At 51.7% G+C, this 24,433-nt stretch carries 22 protein-coding genes; 10 read left to right on the forward strand and 12 right to left on the reverse strand.

Features of this window, described 5'->3' with window-relative positions:
• Positions 1-115 precede the first annotated feature (115 nt).
• Positions 116-823, reverse strand: a complete 708-nt coding sequence (locus H8L32_RS20770; RefSeq protein WP_186949177.1) for a glutathione S-transferase N-terminal domain-containing protein — start codon at positions 821-823, stop codon at positions 116-118.
• Between the two features lie 163 nt (positions 824-986).
• Here H8L32_RS20770 and H8L32_RS20775 point away from each other — a divergent pair, with 163 nt between their 5' ends.
• Positions 987-3,149 (forward strand): NHL repeat-containing protein, encoded by a 2,163-nt coding sequence (locus H8L32_RS20775; RefSeq protein ID WP_186949178.1) that lies wholly within the window; start codon positions 987-989, stop codon positions 3,147-3,149.
• Positions 3,150-3,194: 45 nt separating this feature from the next.
• Here the strand turns inward: H8L32_RS20775 and H8L32_RS20780 are convergent, their stop codons facing one another.
• From H8L32_RS20780 to grpE, 11 genes are all read right to left on the reverse strand, one after another.
• Positions 3,195-4,007 (reverse strand): TOBE domain-containing protein, encoded by an 813-nt coding sequence (locus tag H8L32_RS20780; RefSeq protein ID WP_186949179.1) that lies wholly within the window; start codon positions 4,005-4,007, stop codon positions 3,195-3,197.
• 6 nt (positions 4,008-4,013) lie between these two features.
• Positions 4,014-4,601 (reverse strand): nitrogen fixation protein NifQ, encoded by a 588-nt coding sequence (locus H8L32_RS20785; RefSeq protein WP_186949180.1) that lies wholly within the window; start codon positions 4,599-4,601, stop codon positions 4,014-4,016.
• Between the two features lie 29 nt (positions 4,602-4,630).
• A complete protein-coding gene (locus H8L32_RS20790; protein WP_230412334.1) occupies positions 4,631-5,176 on the reverse strand; it encodes a molybdopterin-dependent oxidoreductase in 546 nt (181 codons plus the stop codon).
• 45 nt (positions 5,177-5,221) lie between these two features.
• The gene (locus H8L32_RS20795) at positions 5,222-5,884 is read right to left on the reverse strand and encodes a sulfate/molybdate ABC transporter ATP-binding protein (RefSeq protein ID WP_186949181.1); all 663 of its coding nucleotides are present in this window, start codon (positions 5,882-5,884) and stop codon (positions 5,222-5,224) included.
• 5 nt (positions 5,885-5,889) lie between these two features.
• The gene (gene modB / locus H8L32_RS20800) at positions 5,890-6,570 is read right to left on the reverse strand and encodes a molybdate ABC transporter permease subunit (RefSeq protein WP_186949182.1); all 681 of its coding nucleotides are present in this window, start codon (positions 6,568-6,570) and stop codon (positions 5,890-5,892) included.
• Positions 6,571-6,579: 9 nt separating this feature from the next.
• Positions 6,580-7,338: a molybdate ABC transporter substrate-binding protein gene (modA, locus tag H8L32_RS20805; protein WP_186949183.1), complete on the reverse strand. Its 759-nt coding sequence runs from the start codon at positions 7,336-7,338 to the stop codon at positions 6,580-6,582.
• A gap of 175 nt (positions 7,339-7,513) precedes the next feature.
• Positions 7,514-8,116, reverse strand: coding sequence for a chalcone isomerase family protein (locus H8L32_RS20810; RefSeq protein ID WP_186949184.1), 603 nt, complete (start codon positions 8,114-8,116; stop codon positions 7,514-7,516).
• A 73-nt stretch (positions 8,117-8,189) separates the two neighbouring features.
• Positions 8,190-11,114, reverse strand: coding sequence for an EAL domain-containing protein (locus H8L32_RS20815; protein ID WP_222619439.1), 2,925 nt, complete (start codon positions 11,112-11,114; stop codon positions 8,190-8,192).
• Positions 11,115-11,363: 249 nt separating this feature from the next.
• Positions 11,364-12,482: a molecular chaperone DnaJ gene (dnaJ, locus tag H8L32_RS20820; protein WP_186949186.1), complete on the reverse strand. Its 1,119-nt coding sequence runs from the start codon at positions 12,480-12,482 to the stop codon at positions 11,364-11,366.
• Positions 12,483-12,591: 109 nt separating this feature from the next.
• Positions 12,592-14,532 carry a molecular chaperone DnaK gene (gene dnaK, locus H8L32_RS20825; protein ID WP_186949187.1) on the reverse strand — a complete coding sequence of 647 codons (1,941 nt, stop codon included), beginning with the start codon at positions 14,530-14,532 and terminating at the stop codon, positions 12,592-12,594.
• 151 nt (positions 14,533-14,683) lie between these two features.
• Positions 14,684-15,256, reverse strand: coding sequence for a nucleotide exchange factor GrpE (grpE, locus tag H8L32_RS20830; RefSeq protein WP_186949188.1), 573 nt, complete (start codon positions 15,254-15,256; stop codon positions 14,684-14,686).
• 538 nt (positions 15,257-15,794) lie between these two features.
• On the opposite strand from grpE, the gene rfbB reads away from it, so the two are divergent.
• The 9 genes from rfbB (at position 15,795) to H8L32_RS20875 (ending at position 24,376) form a co-directional block, all read left to right on the forward strand.
• The gene (gene rfbB, locus H8L32_RS20835; RefSeq protein ID WP_186949189.1) at positions 15,795-16,865 is read left to right on the forward strand and encodes a dTDP-glucose 4,6-dehydratase; all 1,071 of its coding nucleotides are present in this window, start codon (positions 15,795-15,797) and stop codon (positions 16,863-16,865) included.
• Positions 16,862-17,755, forward strand: coding sequence for a glucose-1-phosphate thymidylyltransferase RfbA (gene rfbA, locus H8L32_RS20840; RefSeq protein WP_186949190.1), 894 nt, complete (start codon positions 16,862-16,864; stop codon positions 17,753-17,755). The genes rfbB and rfbA overlap by 4 nt, the downstream gene beginning before the upstream one ends.
• Before the next feature lie 3 nt (positions 17,756-17,758).
• Positions 17,759-18,304: a dTDP-4-dehydrorhamnose 3,5-epimerase gene (gene rfbC, locus H8L32_RS20845; RefSeq protein ID WP_186949191.1), complete on the forward strand. Its 546-nt coding sequence runs from the start codon at positions 17,759-17,761 to the stop codon at positions 18,302-18,304.
• On the forward strand, positions 18,301-19,221 hold the full coding sequence (gene rfbD / locus H8L32_RS20850; protein ID WP_186949192.1) for a dTDP-4-dehydrorhamnose reductase: 921 nt from the start codon (positions 18,301-18,303) through the stop codon (positions 19,219-19,221). Before rfbC ends, rfbD begins: the two co-directional genes overlap by 4 nt.
• Before the next feature lie 69 nt (positions 19,222-19,290).
• On the forward strand, positions 19,291-20,604 hold the full coding sequence (locus H8L32_RS20855; RefSeq protein WP_186949193.1) for a flippase: 1,314 nt from the start codon (positions 19,291-19,293) through the stop codon (positions 20,602-20,604).
• Positions 20,605-20,627: 23 nt separating this feature from the next.
• Positions 20,628-21,563 carry a glycosyltransferase family 2 protein gene (locus H8L32_RS20860; RefSeq protein WP_186949194.1) on the forward strand — a complete coding sequence of 312 codons (936 nt, stop codon included), beginning with the start codon at positions 20,628-20,630 and terminating at the stop codon, positions 21,561-21,563.
• 488 nt (positions 21,564-22,051) lie between these two features.
• Positions 22,052-22,843 (forward strand): glycosyltransferase family 2 protein, encoded by a 792-nt coding sequence (locus H8L32_RS20865; RefSeq protein WP_186949195.1) that lies wholly within the window; start codon positions 22,052-22,054, stop codon positions 22,841-22,843.
• A gap of 3 nt (positions 22,844-22,846) precedes the next feature.
• Entirely contained in the window at positions 22,847-23,800 is a 954-nt protein-coding gene (locus H8L32_RS20870; protein ID WP_186949196.1) for a UDP-glucose 4-epimerase family protein, read from the forward strand.
• 12 nt (positions 23,801-23,812) lie between these two features.
• Positions 23,813-24,376, forward strand: coding sequence for a sugar transferase (locus H8L32_RS20875; protein ID WP_186949197.1), 564 nt, complete (start codon positions 23,813-23,815; stop codon positions 24,374-24,376).
• Positions 24,377-24,433 lie beyond the last annotated feature (57 nt).

Raw genomic sequence — 24,433 nt, forward strand, 5'->3', positions numbered from 1 at the left:
TGGCTTGTGAACAGCCTCAGCTTGCGGCTCAGCTTGCGGAATACACAGAAAATACTTGCAATCATGCAAGAAATTTCTACATTGTCATGCCAATACCGAACTTAAGGCGACAACATCAACGTCCTGGAATTAACAAGCCTCTTTGCACTGCGGGACGACCGACGAACTCAGCCAGTGCGCGCTGCACATGCGGATAATCATTGATGCCCACCAGATCAGCCGCTTCATAAAAGCCGACCAGATTTCGCACCCAGGGGAAAATGGCGATATCAGCAATGGTATAGCTGTCGCCCATGACCCACTGACGATCGGCCAGACGCTGGTTCAGCACACCCAGCAGGCGCTTGGATTCTGCCACATAGCGATCACGCGGGCGTTTGTCTTCATAGGCCTTGCCAGCAAATTTATGGAAGAAGCCAAGTTGACCGAACATGGGGCCGATACCTCCCATCTGAAACATCAGCCACTGTATGGCTTCATAGCGCTCTGCCGCATCAGCAGGTATGCACAAGCCGGTTTTATCAGCCAGGTACAGCAGGATAGCGCCGGATTCAAACAGGGCCAGTGGTTTGCCACCAGGACCTTGCGGATCAAGAATCGCAGGGATTTTATTATTCGGGTTCAGTGACAGAAATTCTGGTGACATCTGGTCATTGGTCTCAAAACTGACCAGATGCGGTTCATACGGCAGACCGGTTTCTTCCAGCATGATGGATACCTTGACACCATTTGGTGTAGGCAGCGAATACAGTTGCAGACGCTCAGGATGCTGTGCTGGCCATTTCTGGGTGATAGGGAAATTGCTTATTGCAGAGCTGGACATGGTGTTTCCTTCCTGGTTGATCTGATAGCGGCCTTTCGGCGTAGAAACCAGATGCTAATCCATTTATGAAATTTCTGCGCAAGACCAGAATATCCATGATGGCAAGTACAGAGCATTTAAGCTAAGCTGCACGGCTTGTACCGTACATACTGTTATTTGGCCCATGTTCAAAACCATCGTCATACGCCTGCTGTTTGTTATTGCCGTACTTGCCATCCTGCTCGGGCTGGTGCGCTATCTGGGCAAAGACACGGGCAGTATTGCCCCGGGAAATTTACTGGCTAAAGTTGACGTGATTAAAAAACCGGCTGCAACTTCGTTTGACTGGCAAGCTGAACTGGACGTGTATGCAGGCGTGCCAGATGTTGATACCAGTATTTTTTCTGACCCCTATGCGTTGGCGATAGACAAGCAGGGCAATATCTTTGTCAGTGATGCCGGTGAGCACAACAAAATCTTGAAGATCAGTGCTGAGGGCACTGTCACTCAGTATGCTGGCTCAGTCGAAGGTTTTGTCGATGGCAAGGCAGAACTGGCGGCCTTTCATACCCCGTCTGGTATTGCATTTGATGGCAAGGGTAATCTGCTGGTGGCAGATACCGGCAATCACGCCATACGCCGTATCAGCCCCGACGGTATCGTCACGACACTGGCAGGTAATGGCAAACCCGGGTACCACGATGGCGCTGGTGCAGAAGCACAATTCAATGGCCCGGTGGGCATCGCGGTTGATGCAGCGGGCAATGTGTATGTCGCTGACACGTACAATGACCGCATACGCAAAATCGGCCCGGATGGCCAGGTCAGCACGCTTGCAGGTGGCAACGGTTCTGGCTATCTGGACGGACCTGCAGCGACTGCCCTGTTTGATACGCCCACAGGTCTGGCTATCAATAGCAAGGGTGAAATCTTCATTGCGGACAGCAAGAACGACGCCATACGCAAGCTGAGCACAGACGGACAGGTCAGCACCATTACCCGTGCACTGGAAGATGAAGACAAGCCCGTGATGCACCGGCCACTGAGTATCGTTGCCACCTATGATGATCACCTGTACGTCGGCGAAGCTGGCAAGGGGCGCATCATACAGATTGCCCCCACGGGTGAAATTCGTGGTGTGACAGGCGTGGGTGTCAATTTTGAACCCGGTGATGAAACGACACCGCGTCTGCTCCAGCCCACCGGCATAGGCCTGGATGACAGGGGTACCCTGTTTGTCAGCGATTCTGCGCGCCTGCAGTTGCTGAGAATACGTCCCCACGGTGCAGCCAATGCCAGAGCAGACGAGAAACCAGCGACACCGGCAGCTTTGCAGACGATCAAAAATACCCGTCTTGACGATGACATCAAGTCCTATCCCTGGCCTGTCAAACCACAAAATTCGCCACATGAAGTGGTAGGCACCATGGGTGAAGTACGTGGCAATTACGACGGCGAAAGCCGCGACCACTTCCATGGCGGCCTGGATATACAGGCAAATATGGGCACCACCGTATATGCCATCGCCAGTGAAAAAGTGCGCGGTCCCAGCAGCAGTTGGGGCTTTAACGGGCTCAGTGAAGGCTTGAAGATAGACAGCATGGCCTACATCCACATGAAGGTCGGGCGCACGGCAAAGAATGACATACTGGATGGCGACAAATTCCAGCTACAGACGCTGGCAGATGGCAAACCCTATGCCGTGCGTGTCAGGCGCGGCACCCGCTTCAGGACGGGTGAAGCACTGGGTAGTATCAACCGCATGTTCCATGTGCATCTGGAACACAATCATGCGGGCTTGAAAATCAACCCTTTGCAACTGAACTTTCCTGGCCTGGTCGATACCGTCGCACCGCAGATAGAAGAGATCATGATCGTCGATGGCAGTGGTAACGAGGTCAAACAAAAACAGAAAGGCCGCCTGATCTTGTCCAGCCAGGTCAAAGACTATGGCATCGTCGTTGATGCCTATGACCAGGTCGATGGCAATGCCACGCGCCGCCGTTTGGGTTTGTATCAATTAGGCTATCAACTGCTGTACACCGATGGCAGCCCTGTACCCGGCTATGAAAACCCGCGCATGACGATGGAATTCAACGCTCTTCCACCAGACCGTGAAATGGTGAAATTATTGTATGCAGAAGAAAGCGGCATCACGGTACATGGTGCCAAAAAAACCCGTTTCCTGTACATGGCCAGCAATACGGTCAAGGATGGTATTGCCAGAAAAGGCAACTGGGATGTCAGCAAGCTGGCTGCGGGTGACTATATATTGCGCATCCATGCCTCCGATTTTGCTGGCAATGAAGCCAGCAAAAATCGTGATCTGGCATTTAGCTTGGAATAAAAATAAAGCTTAAACTGGAATAAGCAGGTACTGGCAAGTTATGGTTTAACAAGCCACGCCGAGTATGACGCTGGATGCCTTGAACATGCCCGCAGCCGTGTCACCTTCTTTCAGTGCCAGGTTCTTGCAGCTTTCATTGGTGATAATGGCTGCCAGGGTGGCACCGCCCGGCATCTCCAGCACGATTTCACTATTCACGGCACCTGGCTGTATGCGCGAAATACTGCCAGTCAAACAGTTACGTGCCGAAAATTTGGCACCGCTGTCATCCGTCATCAAAATGATGGAAGAAGATTTAATCAGAGCAAACGCCTCGACACCAGGCTGCAAGCCCAGTTCCTGCGTGCTTTCATGGGTGATGATGGCAACGATCTTTTGGCCGCCTGCAATTTCCAGCTCGATCTCGTCGTTGATGGCGCCCAGTTTGACTTGCGTGACCTTGCCCAGAAACTGGTTGCGTGCGCTGGTTTTCATATTCATTTTCCTGATCAGTAAAAAATCATCGGCAATCCCTTCGGCCTGCCGGTCTAGTTGTGCGATGAAGTCACGGTGTTCTTTTTCTATGATCTTGAAATTGCTCACCAGTTGTTCGCCGCGCGCTGTCAGCCGTGTGCCACCACCGCCTTTGCCACCGGTCAGGCGCTCCACCAGGGGTTCGCCGGCCAGATTATTCATGGTGTCGATGGCATCCCACGCTGCTTTATAGCTCATTTTAACCGCCTTGGCGGCCTGGGTGATGGAACCGCTTTCGGCAAGCTGTGCCAGCAAGGCAATGCGCCCCTTGCCCCCGAAATTTTCTCCGTCCACAGTCATCCATACCGAACCTTGCAGGGCGATGGATTTATCTTTGGCTGCCATGTTGTGCTATGTCCTTGTTGCAGAATCCGGAAAGCATACATGGAAGTCGTCACAATGCGTGCATTTTGGTGGACGCAGGTCGGTTTTACCCTGTTTGCGACCGAGTTCTGCAAACAAAAAACGCTTCCATTTCAGGTTGTGTATATTGGCCAGATACAGTGTTTCAAAATACTCACGCATCAGCGCTGACACCGCATCCCGTCCCGGCAAGCCCAAATCCTGCCACAGGTGACGGCTGCCAAAACTGGCCGCCGCAATGGCATGTGCCAGCACATCAGCTTTTTGCGCATGGACACCTGCAGGCCGGTGTTCGAGCAACAGGTCTTTCAAAGGAATAAATTCATCCGGTACAGGCTGTAATTGCCGCAGACGTGCAGGCAGGGGCATGACCAGGAGCGCCTGCCGGTCGCCCATGTCTGGAATACATTGTGCCAGCAAGTCAGTCAATACTTCTTGCCGCATGCCCAGGCTGCAGGCAAACAAGGGCAGTTCCCCTTCTTGCGCGAGCCTGAGTACACCAGCAACAGCCGTGTACCAGTCATCCATAGCTGCCCCTTGCCTGTGCTCGTGCAGTGGAAAATGCGGTGTCGTCATGCTGTCAGGTCGCTGTAAGCTTGTTTTAACTAGTCAATCAGTTTTCTGACTTCGATAGATTTCAGCCATTTGACGTGACGTGGTCCTGTGCGCAGGTCTTTGCCTGAGATCATGGCAATACGTCCTTCGTCATCTGCCAGGGCCTGGCCATTTTTCTCAAAAAACACCAGTACACCCTCACCCACTGCGGTATTGAACAGTTCGCTCCATGAGTACACGACCTTGTAGTCATCCGTTGCAGTGGCGATGATGACGGTCTTTTTCACGTCATTGTGGTCACGTGCAATGACGACAGCCTTTTCCAGTATGTCGCGCAGACGTACGCCTTTGAAATTTTCCAGCTTGCCGGCATTTGCACCATTCTGCCGGGTCAATTTCAATTCATCGATTTGCAGCACAGGAAAATTCTTCAGATCGTCCACGCTCAGCGTCAAAGGTTTTTCAACCGCACCAGATACCGTGACGGTCTGGCTCACGAACTTTGACATATCGCCAGCCTTGTCATGTGCCATGACAGCCTGCGGCAACGCGGTAACCAAGCCCAGTACGGCTATCCAGTGACGAATTACATGCATGACTTGCGTTCCTCAAAAGTGTTATTGCAAACGAACATCAAACCGCTATAACAGCTTGCCTTCATGCACATTCAATACCTGCTCGCCAAAGACTTTGGCATCTTCGGCATCGTGGGTGATGAGTATCATGGGGACTTGCAGTTGTCGCTGCAGACTGTCAAGTTCCTGGCGCATGCTGACGCGCAGTGATTGATCCAGTGCGGCAAAGGGTTCATCCAGCAGCAAAGCACGCGGTTCCGAGATCAGGGCACGCGCCAGGGCTGTTCTCTGCTTTTGTCCGCCCGATAATTCATGCGGCAACTGGCGGGCCAGCGACTGCAACTGGAAGGCTTGCAGCCAGTAGTCGATTTTTTCGTTCTGTACGGTGACAGGCGGATTACGCCAGCCCTTGTTGAGGCCAAAGGCGATATTTTGCGCCACATTCAAATGCGGGAACAGGGCATAGTCCTGGAACAAATAAGCCAGTTGACGCAATTGTGGTGCCTGATTGATCCTGGCTGCCGACTCAAACAGGGTAGTGCCGCCCAAGCGTATATGGCCACTGTCCGGTGTCATCAAACCGGCAATGGCTTTTAGCAGCAGGCTTTTGCCAGCCCCGGATGCGCCCAGAATAACCAGGCGCTGGCTGTCTGAGCTGAAAGCGATATCAAGCTCAAAACGGCGCTTGCCGGATTCCAGTATTTTTTTAACGTGCAGGTCAAATTGCATCTGTGCTACCCCTGCATCTGATTGGCAATGCGGCCAGGTGCCAGACGACCCGCCAGCAGCAAGACCGCTATGCATACCGCCGAGGTCAGCAAGACCAGGGTGTTGGCGACATCATCCTGCCCTGCCTGAACGGCTTCATACACGGCAATCGACAAGGTCTGGGTCTTGCCGGGTATGCTGCCAGCCACCATCAAGGTAGCGCCAAATTCACCCAGCGCGCGGGCAAAGGCCAGCAAAACCCCTGCCAGAATGCCGCGCCAGGCCAGAGGCAAGGTAACCCGGAAAAAGATCGCCATTTCAGAAACACCCAAGACCCGCGCTGCCTGTTCCAGTTGTCCATCCACGGCTTCAAATGCGGCCCGCGCAGGCTTGAACACCAGCGGGAAGGCAACAATGGCTGCAGCAATCACTGCGCCCTGCCATGTAAAAATCAAACTGATCCCAAAATGCTCCTGCAGCCATGCGCCGAACCAGCTGCGCCGTCCCATCAGGACCAGCAGGTAATAACCGAGCACGGTAGGTGGCATGACCATGGGCAGGGTCAGCAAGGTATCCAGCAGGTCACGACCAGGAAAACGCTTGCGCGCCAGCAAGTAGCCGACAGCAATGCCGCCGACCAGGTTCAACAACGTGGCCCAGCCTGCCACCTTCAGTGACAAAAGCAATGCAGTCCATGCCGGATTCATTCAGCGACCTTAAGGCTTTTGAAAACCGTATTTATTCAATATGGCCTGGCTTTGTGGCAAGAATACATAGGCGATAAAACGTTTGGCTTCATCCGCATTGGTGCTGGCCTTGAGTTTGGCAATCGGGTAGCTGATGACCACGTTCAACGGTACTTCCATCGCGATCCTGACCTTGTCTTTCATGATGGCAGCATCGGTCGCATACACAAAGCCGCTATCGACTTCGCCACGGGCTACATAATCAAGTGACTGACGTACGTTCTGGGTATGGATGGTTTTGCTTTCCAGCGCAGGCCAGAGTTTGGCAGCTTCCAGCGCATGCTGGGTATAACGCCCCACAGGCACGCTGGCCGGATTACCGATGGCGATGCGTTTTACCGTGGGCTGATTCAGGTCATCCAGGCGTTTGATGTTCAAGGTGCTATCGACGGGTACGATCAGCACCAGTGCATTTTTCACAAAATCGCGCCTGTCAGCATTTGCTACCAAGCCCTGCTTTTCTGCGGCATCCATGGTTTCCTGATCAGCCGAGGCAAATACATCGACTGGTGCGCCTTTGGCAATCTGCTGCAATAATGCACCGGATGCGCCAAAGTTCAGTGCGACCTTGGCCTCAGGATATTGTGTCTGATAATTCTGTGCGATTTCCTTGAAGGCATTGGTCAGGCTGGCGGCGGCAGAGACGGTCACTTCGCTGGCATGGGCACCCAAAGCAAGTGTACCGATGGCAATGGCCAAGCCTATCTGGCGGCAAATTCTGGTGGTCATATTCAACTCCTGCATAGTTAGACTAAAAAGCACATAAAGAAGCGTAATATACACTTATATATAGCGCTTTTCCAAGGAAGATTCTCGCTGCGCCAGCGCCTCTGCCTGACAAGGGCGAAAAAAAACGCAAGGGCTTGAAACCCTTGCGTTTTTATACGGAGAACTGGTTGGTGTATCAGCGTCCGCGTGTATCTTCTTCTGCCAGCATGGCTTTCTTGAGGCTCTTGTCTACCGGGTATTCACCCAGCCAGATTCTCAGCAAGGCGTTAAAGAATGCCAGGTCAGGATAAGGCTCACCCATTTTTTTGCCATTCAGCAATACCACAGTACCTACACTGGGTATCCATTCAATGGCCATGATGTCGCCTTTTTTCAATTCAGGCACAGAAGCAAACAGTTCACCAAAGCGGATGAACTGTGAGGTCATTTTGGATTTTTCTGCCTTGTCGTTATTTTGCTGGATGCCGGACATGAAGCTGCGGCCAAACTCTTCATTGGTCAGGTCACGCATCATGACCAGGGTCACGCGACGTGGTCCTGGCGACGCCAATACTTCCGGCACCGTGGTCTTTTTTTCTTTCAGATACAGTGCAGCAACATACACTTTAAAAATCGCCTTGTAGCGTATGCCTGCACCATTCAGTTTCAATTCAGTGCCGCCCACCTGCATGGTCTCTTCCAGCTTGACACCTGCAATATCCAGGGCCCAGACCGGTGCTGTCAATCCTGCGGCGAGCACCATCCCCGCCAATTTTTTTGCGTAGGTATTCAACTTCATTTGTCTCCCCTTTTTTATGTTTTCGAATCATTCTTAGCCATCTGGCATGCTGTGGGTTGCGTCCGCCTTTCGCCTAGCTTACATGAGATTTGAAATTCGGGCTGTCGGCTTTTTGTAGCTGTATCCTGGCAGCAAGTAATAACTCAAACTGCTCTATGGGAACCGGTTTGCAAAACAGGTAGCCCTGATAGGCCTGGCAACCTGATTGCAATAAAAATTCGCGCTGCTGTTCGGTTTCCACACCTTCTGCAATGACGTTCAGATCCAGGCTGGCACCCAGACTGATGATGGTACGAACTATGTTCGCATTGTTGACATCATCCGGCAAATTATGGATGAAGGTACGGTCGATTTTCAGTTGCGTCAGCGGCAAACGTTGCAGGTAAGAAAGAGAAGAATATCCGGTTCCAAAATCATCCATGGAAAATCCTATGCCGAGTGCCTTGATTGCATGCATTTTTTCAATCACGACAGACACATCTTCCAGCACCACACTTTCTGTCAGCTCCAGCTTCAACAATACGGGATTAATGCCTGTTTCCTGCAGTACGCGTTTCACGTCCTCTACGAAACCGTTATGGCGGAACTGTCTGGCACTGACATTCACTGCCAATTGCAAGGCGCAGGTATTGCTGCTACCGGCCCACAAAGCGATTTGGCGGCACGCGGTTTCCAATACCCACAAACCGATAGGCAGGATCAATCCGGACTCTTCGGCCAGAGGAATAAATTCCAGCGGTGACACCAAACCCCGGGAAGGATGCTGCCAGCGCAGCAATACTTCTGCACCTATAGGATCCCCCAGGGCGCTGACCTGCAATTGGTAATGCAGCAGCAACTGCTGATTGCTGAGCGCATACCTGAGATCGTTTTCCATGGCGGTACGTGATTCCAGCGCTGCCTGCATGCTGGGATCAAAAAAGCGCAGACTGTTTTTGCCCAGAGCCTTGGCCTGGTACATGGCCATATCGGCACGCCGCAGCAATTCATCAATGCCGATGGCATCGGCACCAAACATGGTAATGCCGATACTGCCGGAACTGTCATAATCGATGCGGCCAAGATTGATGGTCTGGCTCAGGGTCAGGCGAATTTTTTCCGCCACATTTTCTGCCAGACCGGCAGCATGTTGAATATCTTCATGCAAGCCTTCCAGCAAGACCACAAATTCATCACCACCCGTACGCGAAACGGTATCGTCAGCACGCACACAACCATGAATGCGCTTGCCTATCTGGGTCAGCAACATATCACCCATGTTGTGGCCCTGGGTATCGTTGAGGGTTTTGAAATTATCGAGATCTATCATCAGGATAGCGCCATAGCGCTTGTGTCTGCGGCCTGCGGCCAAGGCACGGGTCAGCCTGTCGAGCAAGAGACGGCGATTCGGCAAACCCGTCAAGGGATCAAAAAATGCCAGCTGGTGTATTTTCTCTTCCGACGCCTTGTGTTCGGTAATATCGCTGAATGAACCGACATAATTGCTGACTTTGCCATCCACACCAAGTACCGCAGAAATCACCAGCCGTTCCGAATACACTTCACCATTTTTACGGCGGCTCCAGATCTCGCCCTGCCAGCGATGCGAGTGCAAAATATCTTCCCACATTTGCTGGTAAAAACATTCGTCATGCCGGCCAGACTGCATCAGACGCAGGGATTGCCCTACTGCCTCGCCGGACTGATAGCCGGTAATACGGGAAAAGGCGCGATTGACGCGCAGAATATTCAGGGCAGGATCGGTGATGAAGATGCCTTCTTCAGTTTCAAATGCCATGGCGGCAATTTCCAGCTCTTTGTCCGCCAGTTTCTTTTCCGTGATATCCCTGAGCAAGACCACATATTGCTGGATCTTGCCATCCTGGTCATGTACCGGCGTCAGCAATAATTCCAGCCACAACTGTTTACCGGCATCGCCTTCGCGCAAAATTTCGCGCATGACAGAACCGCTGTCGGCAGCGTCCAGACTAAATAAAGGACCGTCGGCATCAACGAATAATTCATCGAGCTTTTTTGCGTACAGCGCATCTTGTGCATAGGCACTTAACTGGCAGGCTGCCTGGTTCACATAATTGACCTGCCCATCCGCACTGGTGATCATGACGCCTTGTGAGGTAGCGCTCAAGGCTTCGTTACGCAGGCGCAACAAGGCTTCGCTCTGACGCAATTCATAGGCATTGAGATCGCGCTGACGACGTCGCAAAATCGACTGGTAACTGATGAGCCAGGCCATGGCGCACAAGACGAAGCCAAAAAATTCAAAGAATTTCGATAACCTGCTGGTTCCCTGCCAGCCACCGTGGGGCGCTGCTGCCAGCTCCCAGCTGCCACCAGGCAAAACGATGGTCTGGGTCACGGCATCGCCAGCGAACAGGCTGCCGTCTCCCAGGAAAACCTCGCCCTTGCTGCCCAGGGCATCGCGTCCGCGTATGGCCAGGTTGATTTCCTTCTGCATCTTGCTGAGACCGGCCAGTTCCATCAAAGGCTCGTAATTGACGACCATGGCGATCGAGCCCAGGAAGGCATCTCGATTTTCATGCTGGTACACGGGAATACGCACCACCAGGCCAATACCACCCTGTACCAGGGCCAGAGGCCCGGCAACCTGTATGCTGCGGTCTTCCATCATGCGTTGATAAACTGGCCATTGCTTGGGCAGATTGCGATAATCCACGCCTAATACTTTTTCATTGCCAATATAGGGGTAGACATAGCTGGCGACGGTACCCTTTACCAGCACCAGGTTGCGTATACTGGAATTACCACTGGCGACTTCGGTAGCCAGCACTTTGAATTCCTGTTCGCTTAAACTTGGTTTGGTGGCAAAGGTGGTTGCCAGGACCCGTGCGGCAGAGATGTTGGAGGTCATCCCCGCGCTCAGCTTGGCACGCAGCACTGCCAGCTTTTCTATGACTTCGACTCTTTGTTTTTGTATCCCCAGCTCACGCTCGTTGTGATCAATCACCCAAAGGCCGAGAAATACAATCAGTGCCGCCACCAAGGCAAAGAGCTTTGGATACTTATATGACAATCCAGAATGAGGTATGTCCATCGGGGCGGTAAAAATCCTGGAAACAGATGTCAGTTCGTAGGCGCATATCGTATTCTCATATTAGCAGAACGCAACCTTGTACGTTCGTACAAATGCCTGCTTTAACAGCAACAGAATGTGAACTAACTGACAGCCAGCAACAAAAAAGCCTGCCGAAACAAGTTTGGGCAGGCTTTCAGGAGTTAAAGAAATAATTTATTCAAAAAATTTCTTTACCTTGTCCATCCAGGTCTTGCTTTGTGGATTGTGTTTTGAGCCACCTTCCACAGTCAGCTTTTCAAAATCACGCAGCAATTCTTTTTGCTTTTCCGTCAATTTGACCGGCGTTTCTATCACCACATGGCAGAACAGGTCGCCAGCATAGCCAGAACGTACGCCCTTGACACCCTTGCTGCGCAGACGGAAGGTTTTTCCTGACTGTGTGCCTTCGGGTACGGTAAATGACGCCTTGCCGCTCAGGGTTGGCACTTCGATGTCGCCACCCAGTGCTGCCTTGACAAAGGAAATCGGGATTTCGCAATGCAGGTCATCCCCTTCGCGCTGGAATACCGGATGTTGCTTGATATGGATTTCCACGTACAAGTCACCCGGAGGACCACCGTTGACACCAGGCTCACCATTGCCGGAAGAACGTATGCGCATGCCGTCGTCGATACCGGCAGGTATTTTGACTTCCAGTGTCTTGTTGCGTTTGATACGGCCAACACCAGAACAGGTCGTGCATGGGTCGGGAATCATCTTGCCGGTGCCATGGCATTTCGGGCAAGTCTGCTGAATGCTGAACAAACCCTGTTGCATACGCACCTGACCGTGACCACCGCAGGTGGTACAGGTGACCGGTGATGTACCGGGCTTGGCACCGGAGCCATGACAGGTATCGCATTCATCCCAGCTTGGTACGCGGATGGTGGTATCAAAGCCGTTGGCAGCCTGTTCCAGCGAGATTTCCAGGTTGTAGCGCAAATCAGCACCGCGATACACTTGCGGGCCGGCATTGCGGCGACCACCACCAAAAATATCACCGAAAATATCACCAAAGGCATCGGCAAAGCCGCCTGCACCACCGCCACCGCCGCCACCCATATTCGGGTCAACGCCAGCGTGACCATAACGGTCATAGGCATCGCGCTTCTGGCTGTCGGAAAGCATCTCGTAGGCTTCTTTGCCTTCCTTGAATTTTTCTTCCGCGACCTTGTTATCCGGATTGCGGTCCGGATGGTATTTCATCGCCAGTTTGCGATAAGCCTTTTTGATTTCTTCTTCAGAGGCGTTTTTGCCGACTCCAAGAATTTCATAAAAATCACGCTTCGCCATTTCTTGTTAACCTCAGATTTAATCTCAAACTCAAGCGCAAACGCCGGGCGGCACCGCAAAACGCGAGCCACCCGGCGCGTCATGACGGGCAAGCCCGTCACACTAGGTATTACTTGCTGTCTTTCACTTCTTTGAAATCAGCATCCACGACATCATCGTCTTTAGGTTTGGCATCTGCACCGGCAGCGCCTGCACCACCAGCAGCACCCGCCGCTGCCTGTTGTGCCTGCATGTCAGCATAGACTTTTTCGCCCAGTTTTTGCGATGCTGTGGACAATGCGCCCAGCTTGGTATCAATCTCAGCCTTGTCACCGGATTTCAGTACATCTTCCAGTTCCTTGATGGCAGCTTCGATTTTCTCTTTTTCGCCAGCTTCCAGTTTGTCGCCGTGTTCAGCCAGCGCTTTTTTGGTGGAGTGCACCAAAGCGTCGCCCTGATTGCGGGACTCAGCCAGTTCCTTGACCTTTTTGTCTTCTTCCGCGTTCAGTTCAGCATCTTTCACCATTTTCTGGATTTCATCTTCGGTCAAACCAGAGTTAGCCTTGATGGTGATCTTGTTTTCCTTGCCTGTGGCCTTGTCTTTCGCACCTACGTGCAAAATACCATTGGCGTCGATGTCAAAAGTCACTTCAATCTGTGGCGTGCCACGTGCTGATGGTGGAATACCTTCCAGGTTGAATTCGCCCAGGCCTTTGTTGCCTGCTGCGATTTCACGTTCACCCTGGTACACCTTGATGGTCACCGCAGGCTGATTGTCGTCCGCTGTCGAGAACACCTGGCTGAACTTGGTCGGGATAGTCGTATTTTTCTGGATCATTTTGGTCATGACGCCGCCCAGGGTTTCGATACCCAGAGACAATGGTGTCACGTCCAGCAACAACAGATCTTTACGGTCGCCCGACAGGACAGAACCTTGAATCGCTGCACCAACGGCAACGGCTTCATCAGGGTTCACGTCTTTACGTGGTTCCTTGCCAAAGAATTCTTTAACAATTTCCTGTACCTTAGGCATACGTGTCATACCGCCGACCAGGATGATGTCATCGATGTCAGTGGTTTTCACGCCTGCATCCTTGATCGCCATGCGGCAAGGATCGATCGTCTTCTGGATCAGTTCTTCTACCAGGGCTTCCAGCTTGGCACGTGTGATTTTCAAATTCAAATGCACAGGTGCGCCATTTGCCATGGCGATGTAAGGCTCGTTGATCTCGGTTTGTTGCGAGCTCGACAATTCGATTTTTGCACGTTCGGCAGATGCCTTGATACGTTGCAACGCGATCGGGTCTTTGGACAGGTCCAGACCGTTGATCTTTTTGAATTCATCGATGATGTAATCGATGATGCGTTGATCAAAATCTTCACCACCCAGGAAAGTATCGCCGTTGGTGGACAATACTTCGAATTGCATTTCGCCATCAACGTCAGCGATTTCAATGATGGATACGTCGAACGTACCGCCACCCAGGTCATACACAGCAATCTTGCGATCGCCTTTTTCTTTTTTGTCCAGACCAAAGGCAAGCGCAGCTGCGGTTGGCTCATTGATGATGCGCTTGACATCCAGACCGGCGATACGGCCTGCATCTTTGGTAGCCTGACGTTGTGCATCATTAAAGTAAGCAGGAACAGTAATAACTGCTTCTGTCACTTCTTCGCCGAGGTAGTCCTCAGCGGTTTTTTTCATTTTGCGCAGAACTTCAGCGGAAATTTGTGGTGGTGCCAGACGCTTGTCGCGCACGGATACCCAGGCGTCGCCATTGTCAGCCTTGGAAATGGTGTAAGGCATCAGACCGATGTCTTTTTGCACTTCTTTTTCTTCAAACTTGCGACCGATCAGACGTTTGACCGCGAACAGTGTGTTCTTAGGATTTGTAACAGCCTGGCGTTTGGCGGATGCGCCAACCAGAATTTCGCCGTCTTCCTGATACGCAATAATGGAAGGCGTAGTACGCGCGCCCTCAGCATTTTCGATCACTTTTGGCTGACCGCCTTCCATGATAGCAACGCAAGAATTGGTTGTACCCAAATCAATACCAATCATTTTTCCCATGATAGTTCCCTCAGAATGTCGATTTTTTTGTCAATGTTGGTGAGTCAGTCTGCTTTTTTGCTCAATCTGACTCGTCTGTTTCGGATATAAGGTAAAAAACGCGCTTTTCAAGGCTTTTCTAGCTATTTCCGCGTGTTTTTTTACTGTTTTCTTACTTTCCTTGCGCTACAGTCACTAAAGCCGGACGCAGCAAACGGTCGGCAATGGTATAGCCTTTTTGCAATACAGTCACAACTGTATTGGCATCCTGTTCGGCTGGCACCATGGAAATAGCCTGGTGTTTCATAGGATCGAGCTTTTCACCCTGGACAGGGCTAATTTCGGTGAGGCGATTTTTGTCAAAAGCAGCATTTAATTGCTTCAATGTCATTTCCACGCCTTCTTTCAGCGCTTCAATCGAAGGAGTATCAATCTTCAGGGCCATTTCCAGGCTATCCTTGACTGGCACCATGGCTTCGGCAAAACCTTCAATGGCGAACTTGTGCGCTTTGGAAATATCATCCTGGGCGCGGCGGCGGATGTTTTCACCTTCTGCCTTGGCGCGCATGAAAGAATCCTGCAACTCTTGCACTTTTGCTTCCAGGCCAGCGATCAGCTGTGCAGATGTATCCTGAACAGCGATTGTTTCTGCTTCCGCCTGAACAATCGTTTCTTGCTGTGTTTCCGGCACGGTTGGTTCGGCCACTTCAACTTTTTCGGTTTGCTGGTTTTCTTGCTCTTGCATTCTTACTCTCCCAATCAAAAACTTACATTACCCCCGCAAATGAGGGTATACACACACCATTTCAAGGGTTAATGACGAACTATTTTTGTTTCTGGCAGCCCAGGGGGCCGGCGATATGTACATACATGTACAAAAAAACACATTTGGTAACAAAATCAGAACAATTCAATACTGAATTTTGCGGCGGTGCATTCTAAGATACATATCAGGAAATCACCGGAAAATGAGGTTACAGCCATGAAACTCTCACTCATATCACTGCTTTTGCTTGCCTACACCGTAGCCACCGTGACCTGGATCTGCCTGTCACAGGGTAATGCACTGTCTTAATACTATTGAAACGTTAACCGTTTCCGGCAACGGAAGCCGGGACTAGTGCATTGATATCTATTTGCATTGATATCTATTCGCATCCCTTAATATCTTCAATATCTTGTACATATCTCTTATATAAACCTGATTTACCAAGGAAATCAGCCTCTTTCTCAAGTAAAATCGCCTGTTCATAGCAATTCAGCGATTAACACAGGAGTGAGGCATGATATTTGTCACAGGTGGCGCAGGTTTTATTGGTGCCAATTTTGTTTTGGATTGGCTGGCTCAGTCGGATGAGCCTGTCCTTAATTACGACAAACTGACTTATGCTGGCAACCTGAATAATCTTGCCAGTCTCAAAAATGATAAGCGCCATGTCTTTGTACAGGGCGACATCAACGACAGCGCTCAGTTGTGCGCCCTGCTGTTCGAGTATCAGCCACGTGCGATTCTGCATTTTGCAGCAGAAAGCCATGTTGACCGCTCCATCACAGGTCCGGCTGCGTTTGTCACCACCAATATCAACGGCACGTTCGAACTGCTGGAAGCCGCCCGTACCTATTGGCTGAGTCTGGAAGATGATGCCAGGGCAGACTTCCGCTTCCTGCATGTGTCTACCGATGAGGTGTATGGCACACTGGGGCCGGACGATGCCGCTTTCAGCGAAACCACGCCGTATGCGCCTAACAGCCCATATTCTGCCAGCAAGGCGGCATCTGACCATCTGGTGCGCGCCTATCACCATACCTATGGTTTGCCGGTATTGACGACCAATTGTTCGAACAATTACGGTCCTTACCACTTCCCGGAAAAACTGATCCCGTTGATCATCACCAATGCCCGTGCCGGCAAGGATTTGCCAGTGTATGGCGATGGTCTGCAGGTGCGTGACTGGTTATATGTAACAGATCATTGCGCGGCGATCCGTCGGGTGCTGGAAGCTGGCAAGCCGGGTGAAACCTACAATGTCGGTGGCTGGAATGAACAAACCAATCTTAGCGTCGTGCATACCATATGTGAATTGCTGGATGAATTGCAACCCAAAGCCGAAGGCAGCTACAAGGACCAGATCAAACACATCACGGACAGGCCAGGCCATGATCGCCGTTACGCGATTGATGCCAGGAAGCTGGAACGCGAACTGGGCTGGAAACCGAAGGAAAACTTTACCACTGGTCTGAAGAAGACCGTAGCATGGTATATGGCAAATGATGTCTGGACCAAACAGGTACAGTCAGGCGAATACCTGCAATGGGTAGCGCAGCAATACAATGAAGATGAGGTGGAAGAATGAGCGGTCCGGTTACACGCAAGGGCATCATTCTGGCAGGTGGTTCTGGCACCCGTCTGTATCCGGTCACGCAAGCTATTTCCAAGCAATTGCTGCCGGTGTATGACAAACCCATGATTTACTACCCGCTGACGTCCCTGATGCTGGGTGGCATGCGCGATATCCTGATCATTTCCACACCACAGGATACGCCCCGCTTTTCCGAATTGCTGGGCGATGGCTCGCAATGGGGCATCAACATCACTTACGCCGTGCAACCTGCACCAGACGGACTGGCGCAGGCATTTGTCATAGGTCGCTCGTTTGTCGGCAATGCCACCTCAGCCCTGATTCTGGGTGACAATATTTATTACGGCAATGATTTCGAGGCACAATTGCGTCAGGCCGATGAGCAGCAGGATGGCGCAACGGTATTTGCCTATCACGTGCATGACCCCGAACGCTACGGTGTGGTTGAATTTGACAGCAAGCGTCAGGCCATCAGCATAGAAGAAAAACCGCAACAACCGAAATCGAATTATGCAGTGACCGGCCTGTATTTTTATGACCGTCAAGTCTGTGATATCGCCGCCGACATCAAGCCATCTGCGCGCGGAGAACTGGAAATTACCGACGTCAACAATGTCTACCTGAAACAGGGCAAGCTGAACGTGGAACTGATGGGGCGAGGCATGGCCTGGCTGGACACGGGCACCCATGAATCCCTGCTGGAAGCAGGTCAGTTCATTGCCACGATAGAAAAACGCCAGGGTCTGAAAGTCGCCTGTCCGGAAGAAATCGCCTACTACCGCAATTACATCAGCGATGCCGACCTGGAAAAACTGGCCCAGCCTTTGAAAAAAAATGAGTATGGCCAATACTTATTACAACTTTTAAACAAGAAAGCGTATTAACAGATGAAAGTGTTAGCTACCGGGCTTCCTGATGTATTGATACTCGAACCTGCTGTATTTGGTGATGACCGCGGCTTCTTTTACGAGAGCTTCAATGCCAGGAAATTTGCCGAACTGACCGGCGTGAATGCCAATTTCGTGCAGGACAATCATTCCAGGTCCGCCAACAATGTCTTGCGCGGCCTGCATTACCAGATACGTCAGAGTCAGGGCAAACTGGTGCGAGTAACTGCCGGTGAAGTGTTCGATGTGGTGGTGGATTTGCGCAAGTCATCCAGTACCTTTGGCCAGTCAACCAGCGTCGTGCTGTCGGCCGCCAACAAGCGTCAACTATGGGTACCTGAAGGTTTCGCCCATGGTTTCCTGGTCATGAGCGAAAGTGCCGAATTCCTGTACAAGACCACTGATTACTGGGCACCCGAGCATGAACGCTGCCTGCGCTGGGATGACCCGGCTCTGGGTATAGACTGGCCATTGAACGGCACGCCGCTACAGTCCGGCAAAGACCAGTTGGGCAAACTGCTGTCCGAAGCCGAGGTCTTTGAATGAAGATTTTACTGACAGGCAGTAACGGTCAGTTGGGTAATGCGCTGCAAGCCATATTGAGCCCGTTGGGTAGTGTCTATGCGCCATTGCGCGCTGAACTGGACCTGAGTAATCCCGACCAGTTGCGCCAGCGCATACGGGAATTCCAGCCTGATCTGATTATCAACCCTGCCGCTTACACCGCCGTTGACCTGGCCGAAACAGAAGAAAAACTGGCCCATGCCATCAATGCCGAAGCACCCGCCATCATGGCGGAAGAAGCACGCAAGCTGGGAGCAGGCCTGATCCATTATTCAACCGATTATGTGTTCGATGGTGAAAAACTTGACCCGCATGGCCAGGTCACCGCTTATCAGGAAACCGATGCGACCAATCCACAAAATGTGTACGGCAAGACCAAGCTGGCCGGCGAACAGGCCATACAAGCCAGCGGCTGCCAGCATCTGATCCTGCGCACCAGTTGGGTGTATTCACTGCATGGCAAGAATTTTCTGCTGACCATCTTGCGACTGGCCAGAGAAAGAGATCAGCTGCGCATCGTCAATGATCAATGGGGTATCCCGAATTCTGCTACATGGCTGGCCGAAACCACCTGCAAGCTGCTCGCCGGTTTGCAACAGGAAAACGCAAGGACTGACTGGTGGGCTGAGCATGGCGGTCTGTACCACCTCAGTGCTGCGGGTAAAGCCAACTGGTTTGAATTTGCGTCTGCCATTGTCGCCCAGGCTGATCAGCAAAACATGCTGAACAAGGCGGCTCCAGCGTTAACTGGTATCAGCAGCAGCGAATATCCGACACCTGCACGCAGGCCGCATAATTCGCTGCTGGGTACACAAAAGTTGCAAGACAAATTTGCCCTGGATCTGCCCGACTGGCAACAATGTCTGCAGGCTTGCATGCAGGGTGTACAGGCAACATAAGTGTCTGGAGCGCAGTTGATGCGATACAAGCGCATGACAACAGACAACGCAGACTCACTTTACTGATTCATGTCACTTAAAAGAAACACCATTTGGAATTTGCTGGGTAACGGCTTGCCGCTGATTGCAGCGGCGGCCTTTACTCCGTATACCTTGCGGCAATTAGGCAATGAGGCCTTTGGTGTACTGACGCTGATCTGGGGGCTGATAGGTTACTTCAGCCTGTTTGATTTCGGTACCGGCCGTGCCCTTACCTATGAAATCAGCAAGTTGCGTTCTGCCGGACAATTTCTGGCTATACCTTCAGTCTTGAAAGCCGGATTGCTGCTGACTGCTGCCACCGGTATGCTGGGTACGCTGATCATGATCGTGCTGGCACCACATCTGGCACAAAACTGGCTAAAAATCAGCCTGCCACTGCAACATGATGCGCAAATCGCCTTTGAAATTGCCGCATTGGGCGTCATACCCAGTGCCATCACCAGCGGCCTGCGCGGCGCGATGGAAGGCCTGGAGCGATTTCGCGCTTCCAATCTGAACAAGATATTCCTGGGGTTTTGCATGTTCACCCTGCCGGCACTGGCGATCGTCTTGCATGGTCCCCGCCTGTGGCCGATTGCCTTGTACCTGGCCATGGCACGCTTGCTGGTGGTCATCGGCGGTGCGTTGCAACTGCATAAATATCTGTTCACCAAAACCACGAATGAACCCATACGTGAAAACGGAAGTCAGACCAGTGAAGCAAATGCGCTGTCACAGCGATTGCGCAGCCTGCTGTCATTCGGTTTCTGGGTAACCGTGTCGAGCATCATCAGTCCCCTGATGGTATTTGGCGACCGTTTTTTTGTCAGTGCCATGGTGGGTGCCGACAAACTGTCTGTGTATGCGATTCCGCAAGAAGCGCTGATGCGTATGCTGCTGGTGCCGATCGCCATCTGCGGTGCCTTGCTACCGCTGTTTGCCACACTGGCAGATCAGCAGGCGCTGAAAAATAGTTACCGCCAAAATTATCGGCGCATGACATTCATCATGCTGGGTTTGTGCACTGCCGTTGCACTGTTTGCCTATCCGGGCTTCAGTCTTTGGCTGTCGCCAGAATTTGCCAGCAAGGCATTACCGATTACCCTGATCCTGGCAGCAGGTACTTTTTTCAATGGTATCGCGCTGGTGCCACATACCCTGCTGCATGCGCAGGGGCAAACAAAAATAACCGCGCAATTTCACTTTATTGAATTGCTCTTGTATATTGCTGTCTTGTATTTCCTTGCAACATGGTTTGGTCTGGCCGGTGCCGCATTTGCATGGACTTTCCGGGTGATACTGGATTGGATACTGTTGCATGTGACTGCACAGCGCCACCTGAAAAACCAAACGGCTCATTGAACCATTCGTCTTGCTTGCATGAAATGACATACACATCCCCTGATCCATCCAGACCATCCGTTGCAGCGGTGGTAGTTGGCTACTTTCCGGAGCCTGCTATCCTCCTGGCCTTGCTAGCCAGACTGCACGAACAGGTAGACCAGCTTTACCTGGTGGATAACGGCGGTTGCGACCAGATAGACTGGCGAGCAACGCCCAAGTGCAAATACCTGCCCCTCGACAAAAATTATGGCCTGGGTTACGCACTGAACAAGGGTTTTGAGGCGGCGATACAAGATGGTGCACACTATGTAGCAACTTTTGACCAGGACAGCGCACCGCCTGATCGTCTGATTGCCAGCCTGTTGGCTCAGCATGAACTGCTACACACGCAAGGCGTGCAATGCGCAGCGATCGGCCCAACTTTTTTTGACCGGCGTGAAGCCGATAAAGTTTATTTTCCGTTTTACAAAGAAAGCAGCGGCACTATCGAGGCAATCATTCCCGCTGATTTGAATGATACGGTTAGCCAGTATGTCGAAGTCGATGTCCTGATCACATCCGGCATGTTGATACGCACGGCAGCGTGGCTTGATACATTACGTTACGACGACGGCATGTTTGTTGATTATACCGATACCGAGTGGTGCTTCCGGGCAAGGAGCAAAGGTTATCGCCTGTTTGGCAGCATGGCTGTGCAAATGGGCCATGCTCTGTCGGATGCACCGCCTGTGCGCCTGTTCAATTTGAATTTCTTTCATTATTCTCCGCTGCGCCGCTACTACTATTTCAGAAATACATTACTGTTCTGTAAAAAACCGTATGTCTCTTCCGCCTGGAGAAACAGATTGCTGGTGGGGCTGGGCATCCGCTTTTTTGCCAGCCTGGTATATGAGAACAGGCGCCTGTCCCAGCTCAAGATGATGTGCAAGGGAATATGGTCTGGCCTGCACAATAAAAGCGGTGCGTATCCGACATAAGCCATAGAATTGCGTTCGACAGCCCCGGTTTAGAGTCTGGTTTTAGAGTCTGGTTTTAGAGTCTTATTTCCAAATAGCTTCCCGGCTATGCAAGCACTGTCATACCGGGCACTGTCGTTTTGATATACTCGTCGGCAAATACACTGCGTACCTGTCTGCGCTGATAAGAATAAACACAATAGACAATACACGCTCGCCATTGATCGGGGCGGCTACAGGCAAACCAGCTGACCGGGGATGCATTTGAAAAGCTGGCATACGAGACAGGCAAGAAAGCGCAAGTGAATAAGAAAAACAGGTGGATGGACCAATCCACCACCTATAAATGGTGATTTCTATGAGAAAATCTGAACCACAAACTGATTCATGCCATGCCCTGCTACCAGCAAGGTTCTAAAAACCAGCTTGTTATTGCGCTACCAGTAGCTACCAGCAACTGCAAGGCCAGCAAAACCAGAACAGTGAAAGCCAGATCACCCGCATAATTTATGATACATGTCGCTATTGTCAGTCACGGCCATGAAGACCTGCTTATTGCAAGCGGGATGGGTGGCTTGCGCGATGCTGGTGCAAATATGCATGTGTGGATCAAGGATAACCGCCCATCAGCACAGTTAAAGGCATATTGCCTGCAACATGGCGTGTCTTACATTGATGACCATCCTGGTCTGGGTTTTGGTGAAAATAATAATTTCCTGTTTGACCTCATCAGCAATAGCGTCGGCTTTGGAGAGGGTGACAGTTTTATCGTCATGAACCCTGACATCACCATCAGTCCGGAGACCATCATGACGCTGGTGGCGAATATGCAGCGGGATGCCTTCCCCATTGCCACCATCAATCTTTTCCGTGATGAGCAGCATCTGTATATCGATGCCAATATCCGTCGCTTTCCGAATATCATTTCCCTGCTGCGCATGGTGGCAGTGCGCTCACTGTCAGAACCATACGACAAGAAAACCATGTCGGAAACCTGTCATGTAGACTGGGCATCCGGGGCCTTTCTGGCGTTTGACGCGCGCCATTACCAGGCCCTGCAAGGTTTTGATACCCGTTATTTCATGTATTTCGAAGATGTGGATATCTGCTACCGCTCACAGCAATTGCTGGGGCTGGGGATACGTTTTTATCCACAACTGGATGCAACCCATACCGCAGCCCATAAAAACCGTAACCTGGTATCCCGTCATGCCAGCTGGTTTTTCCGCAGTTTCCTGAAGTTTCTATCGCGTCGTTATTTTGTTTATGACCGGCGTGCCAACATATCGGCATCCAAATAAAGCATGAAGCAAGTTATTTTGTTGACCGGTGCCAGCGGCTTTGTCGGCCAGGCAATTGCGCAAGCCTGCCTGCAGCAGGACGTCAAGCTGATCTGCCCGACCCGCCAGGCCTTGCAATGGCAGGCAGCACAGCTGTCCAATCTCATCATCACTGACCTGACCGCCGATACCGACTGGTCAGCCAGCCTGACGGGCGTTGATATCGTCATCCATTGTGCCGCCCGCGTGCACGTGATGCAGGAAACGGCTGCCGATCCCCTGCTGTTGTTTCGCCAGTTGAATGTAGATGCCAGCCTGAACCTGGCGCGCCAGGCTGCAGCGGCAGGTGCCAAGCAATTCATTTACCTGAGTTCAGTGAAAGTAAATGGTGAAGCGACCGCGCCTGGCCATCCCTACACCGCTGACGACCAGGCCGCACCACAAGATGCCTATGGCATATCCAAGCATGAAGCCGAACAGGCTTTGCTGGATCTGGGCAGGCAAACCGGCATGGCTATCACCATCATCCGCCCACCACTGGTGTATGGACCGGGCGTGAAAGCCAATTTTTTAAGCATGTTGCGCATGGTCAGGCGTGGCTTGCCGCTGCCACTGGGCAGCATCCGCAACCAGCGCAGCTTTGTGTACCTGGGCAATCTGGTCAGCCTGGTGCTGCATTGCCGCTTGCATGAACAGGCGCGTCATCAGGTATTTTTAGCCAGCGATGGCAGGGATTTATCGACAACAGAATTGCTGAACCTGTGCGCGCAAGCCTTGCAGGTGAAATCGCGGCTGTTTCCATTCCCTGCCAGCCTGCTGACGCTGGCGGCAAGCGTGCTGGGCAAGAAAAATGTGGCTGACCGTCTGTGCCAGTCCTTGCAGGTGGACATAAGCAAGACCAGAAATCTGCTGGGCTGGTCGCCCCCCTATACTGTAGAACAAGGCTTGCAGGCAACCGCTGCTGCCATTCGTACTTAATCACCATTCATTATGTTAAAGCGCCTTTTCGATCTTTTCCTGGCTTTGATGGCCAGTCTGTTTCTGATCCTGCCTCTGGTGGTGGTAGCAGTCTGTGTCAAACTGACTTCACGCGGCCCCATCGTCTACTGGTCAGACCGGGTCGGACGTAATAATGCTATCTTCAAAATGCCCAAGTTTCGCAGCATGCGCATAGATACGCCTGCGGTTGCCACCCATTTGCTGAGCAACCCGGACCAGTATCTGACCCCCATCGGTTCTTTCCTGCGCAAATCCAGCCTGGATGAGTTGCCACAATTGTGGAGCATACTGTCTGGTGACATGAGCTTTGTCGGCCCCCGCCCTGCCCTGTACAATCAGCATGACCTGATCGCCCTGCGCACCGAAAAGCAGGTACATACTATCCCGCCAGGCCTGACAGGCTGGGCGCAGATCAATGGCAGGGATGAATTACCAATACCGGTTAAAGTTGACCTGGATGCCTATTACTTGCAACATCAGTCCTTCATGCTGGACTTGCGCATCCTGTTTCTGACCTTTTACAAGGTGGTGCGCCGTGATGGCGTCACCCATTAAATTGTCTATTTCAGTGTCCATGCAGCTATTTTTTCACTCATTCACCAGGCAGGCCTA

This window comes from Undibacterium hunanense, assembly GCF_014284335.1.
In the GTDB taxonomy this organism is placed as follows: domain Bacteria; phylum Pseudomonadota; class Gammaproteobacteria; order Burkholderiales; family Burkholderiaceae_D; genus Undibacterium; species Undibacterium hunanense.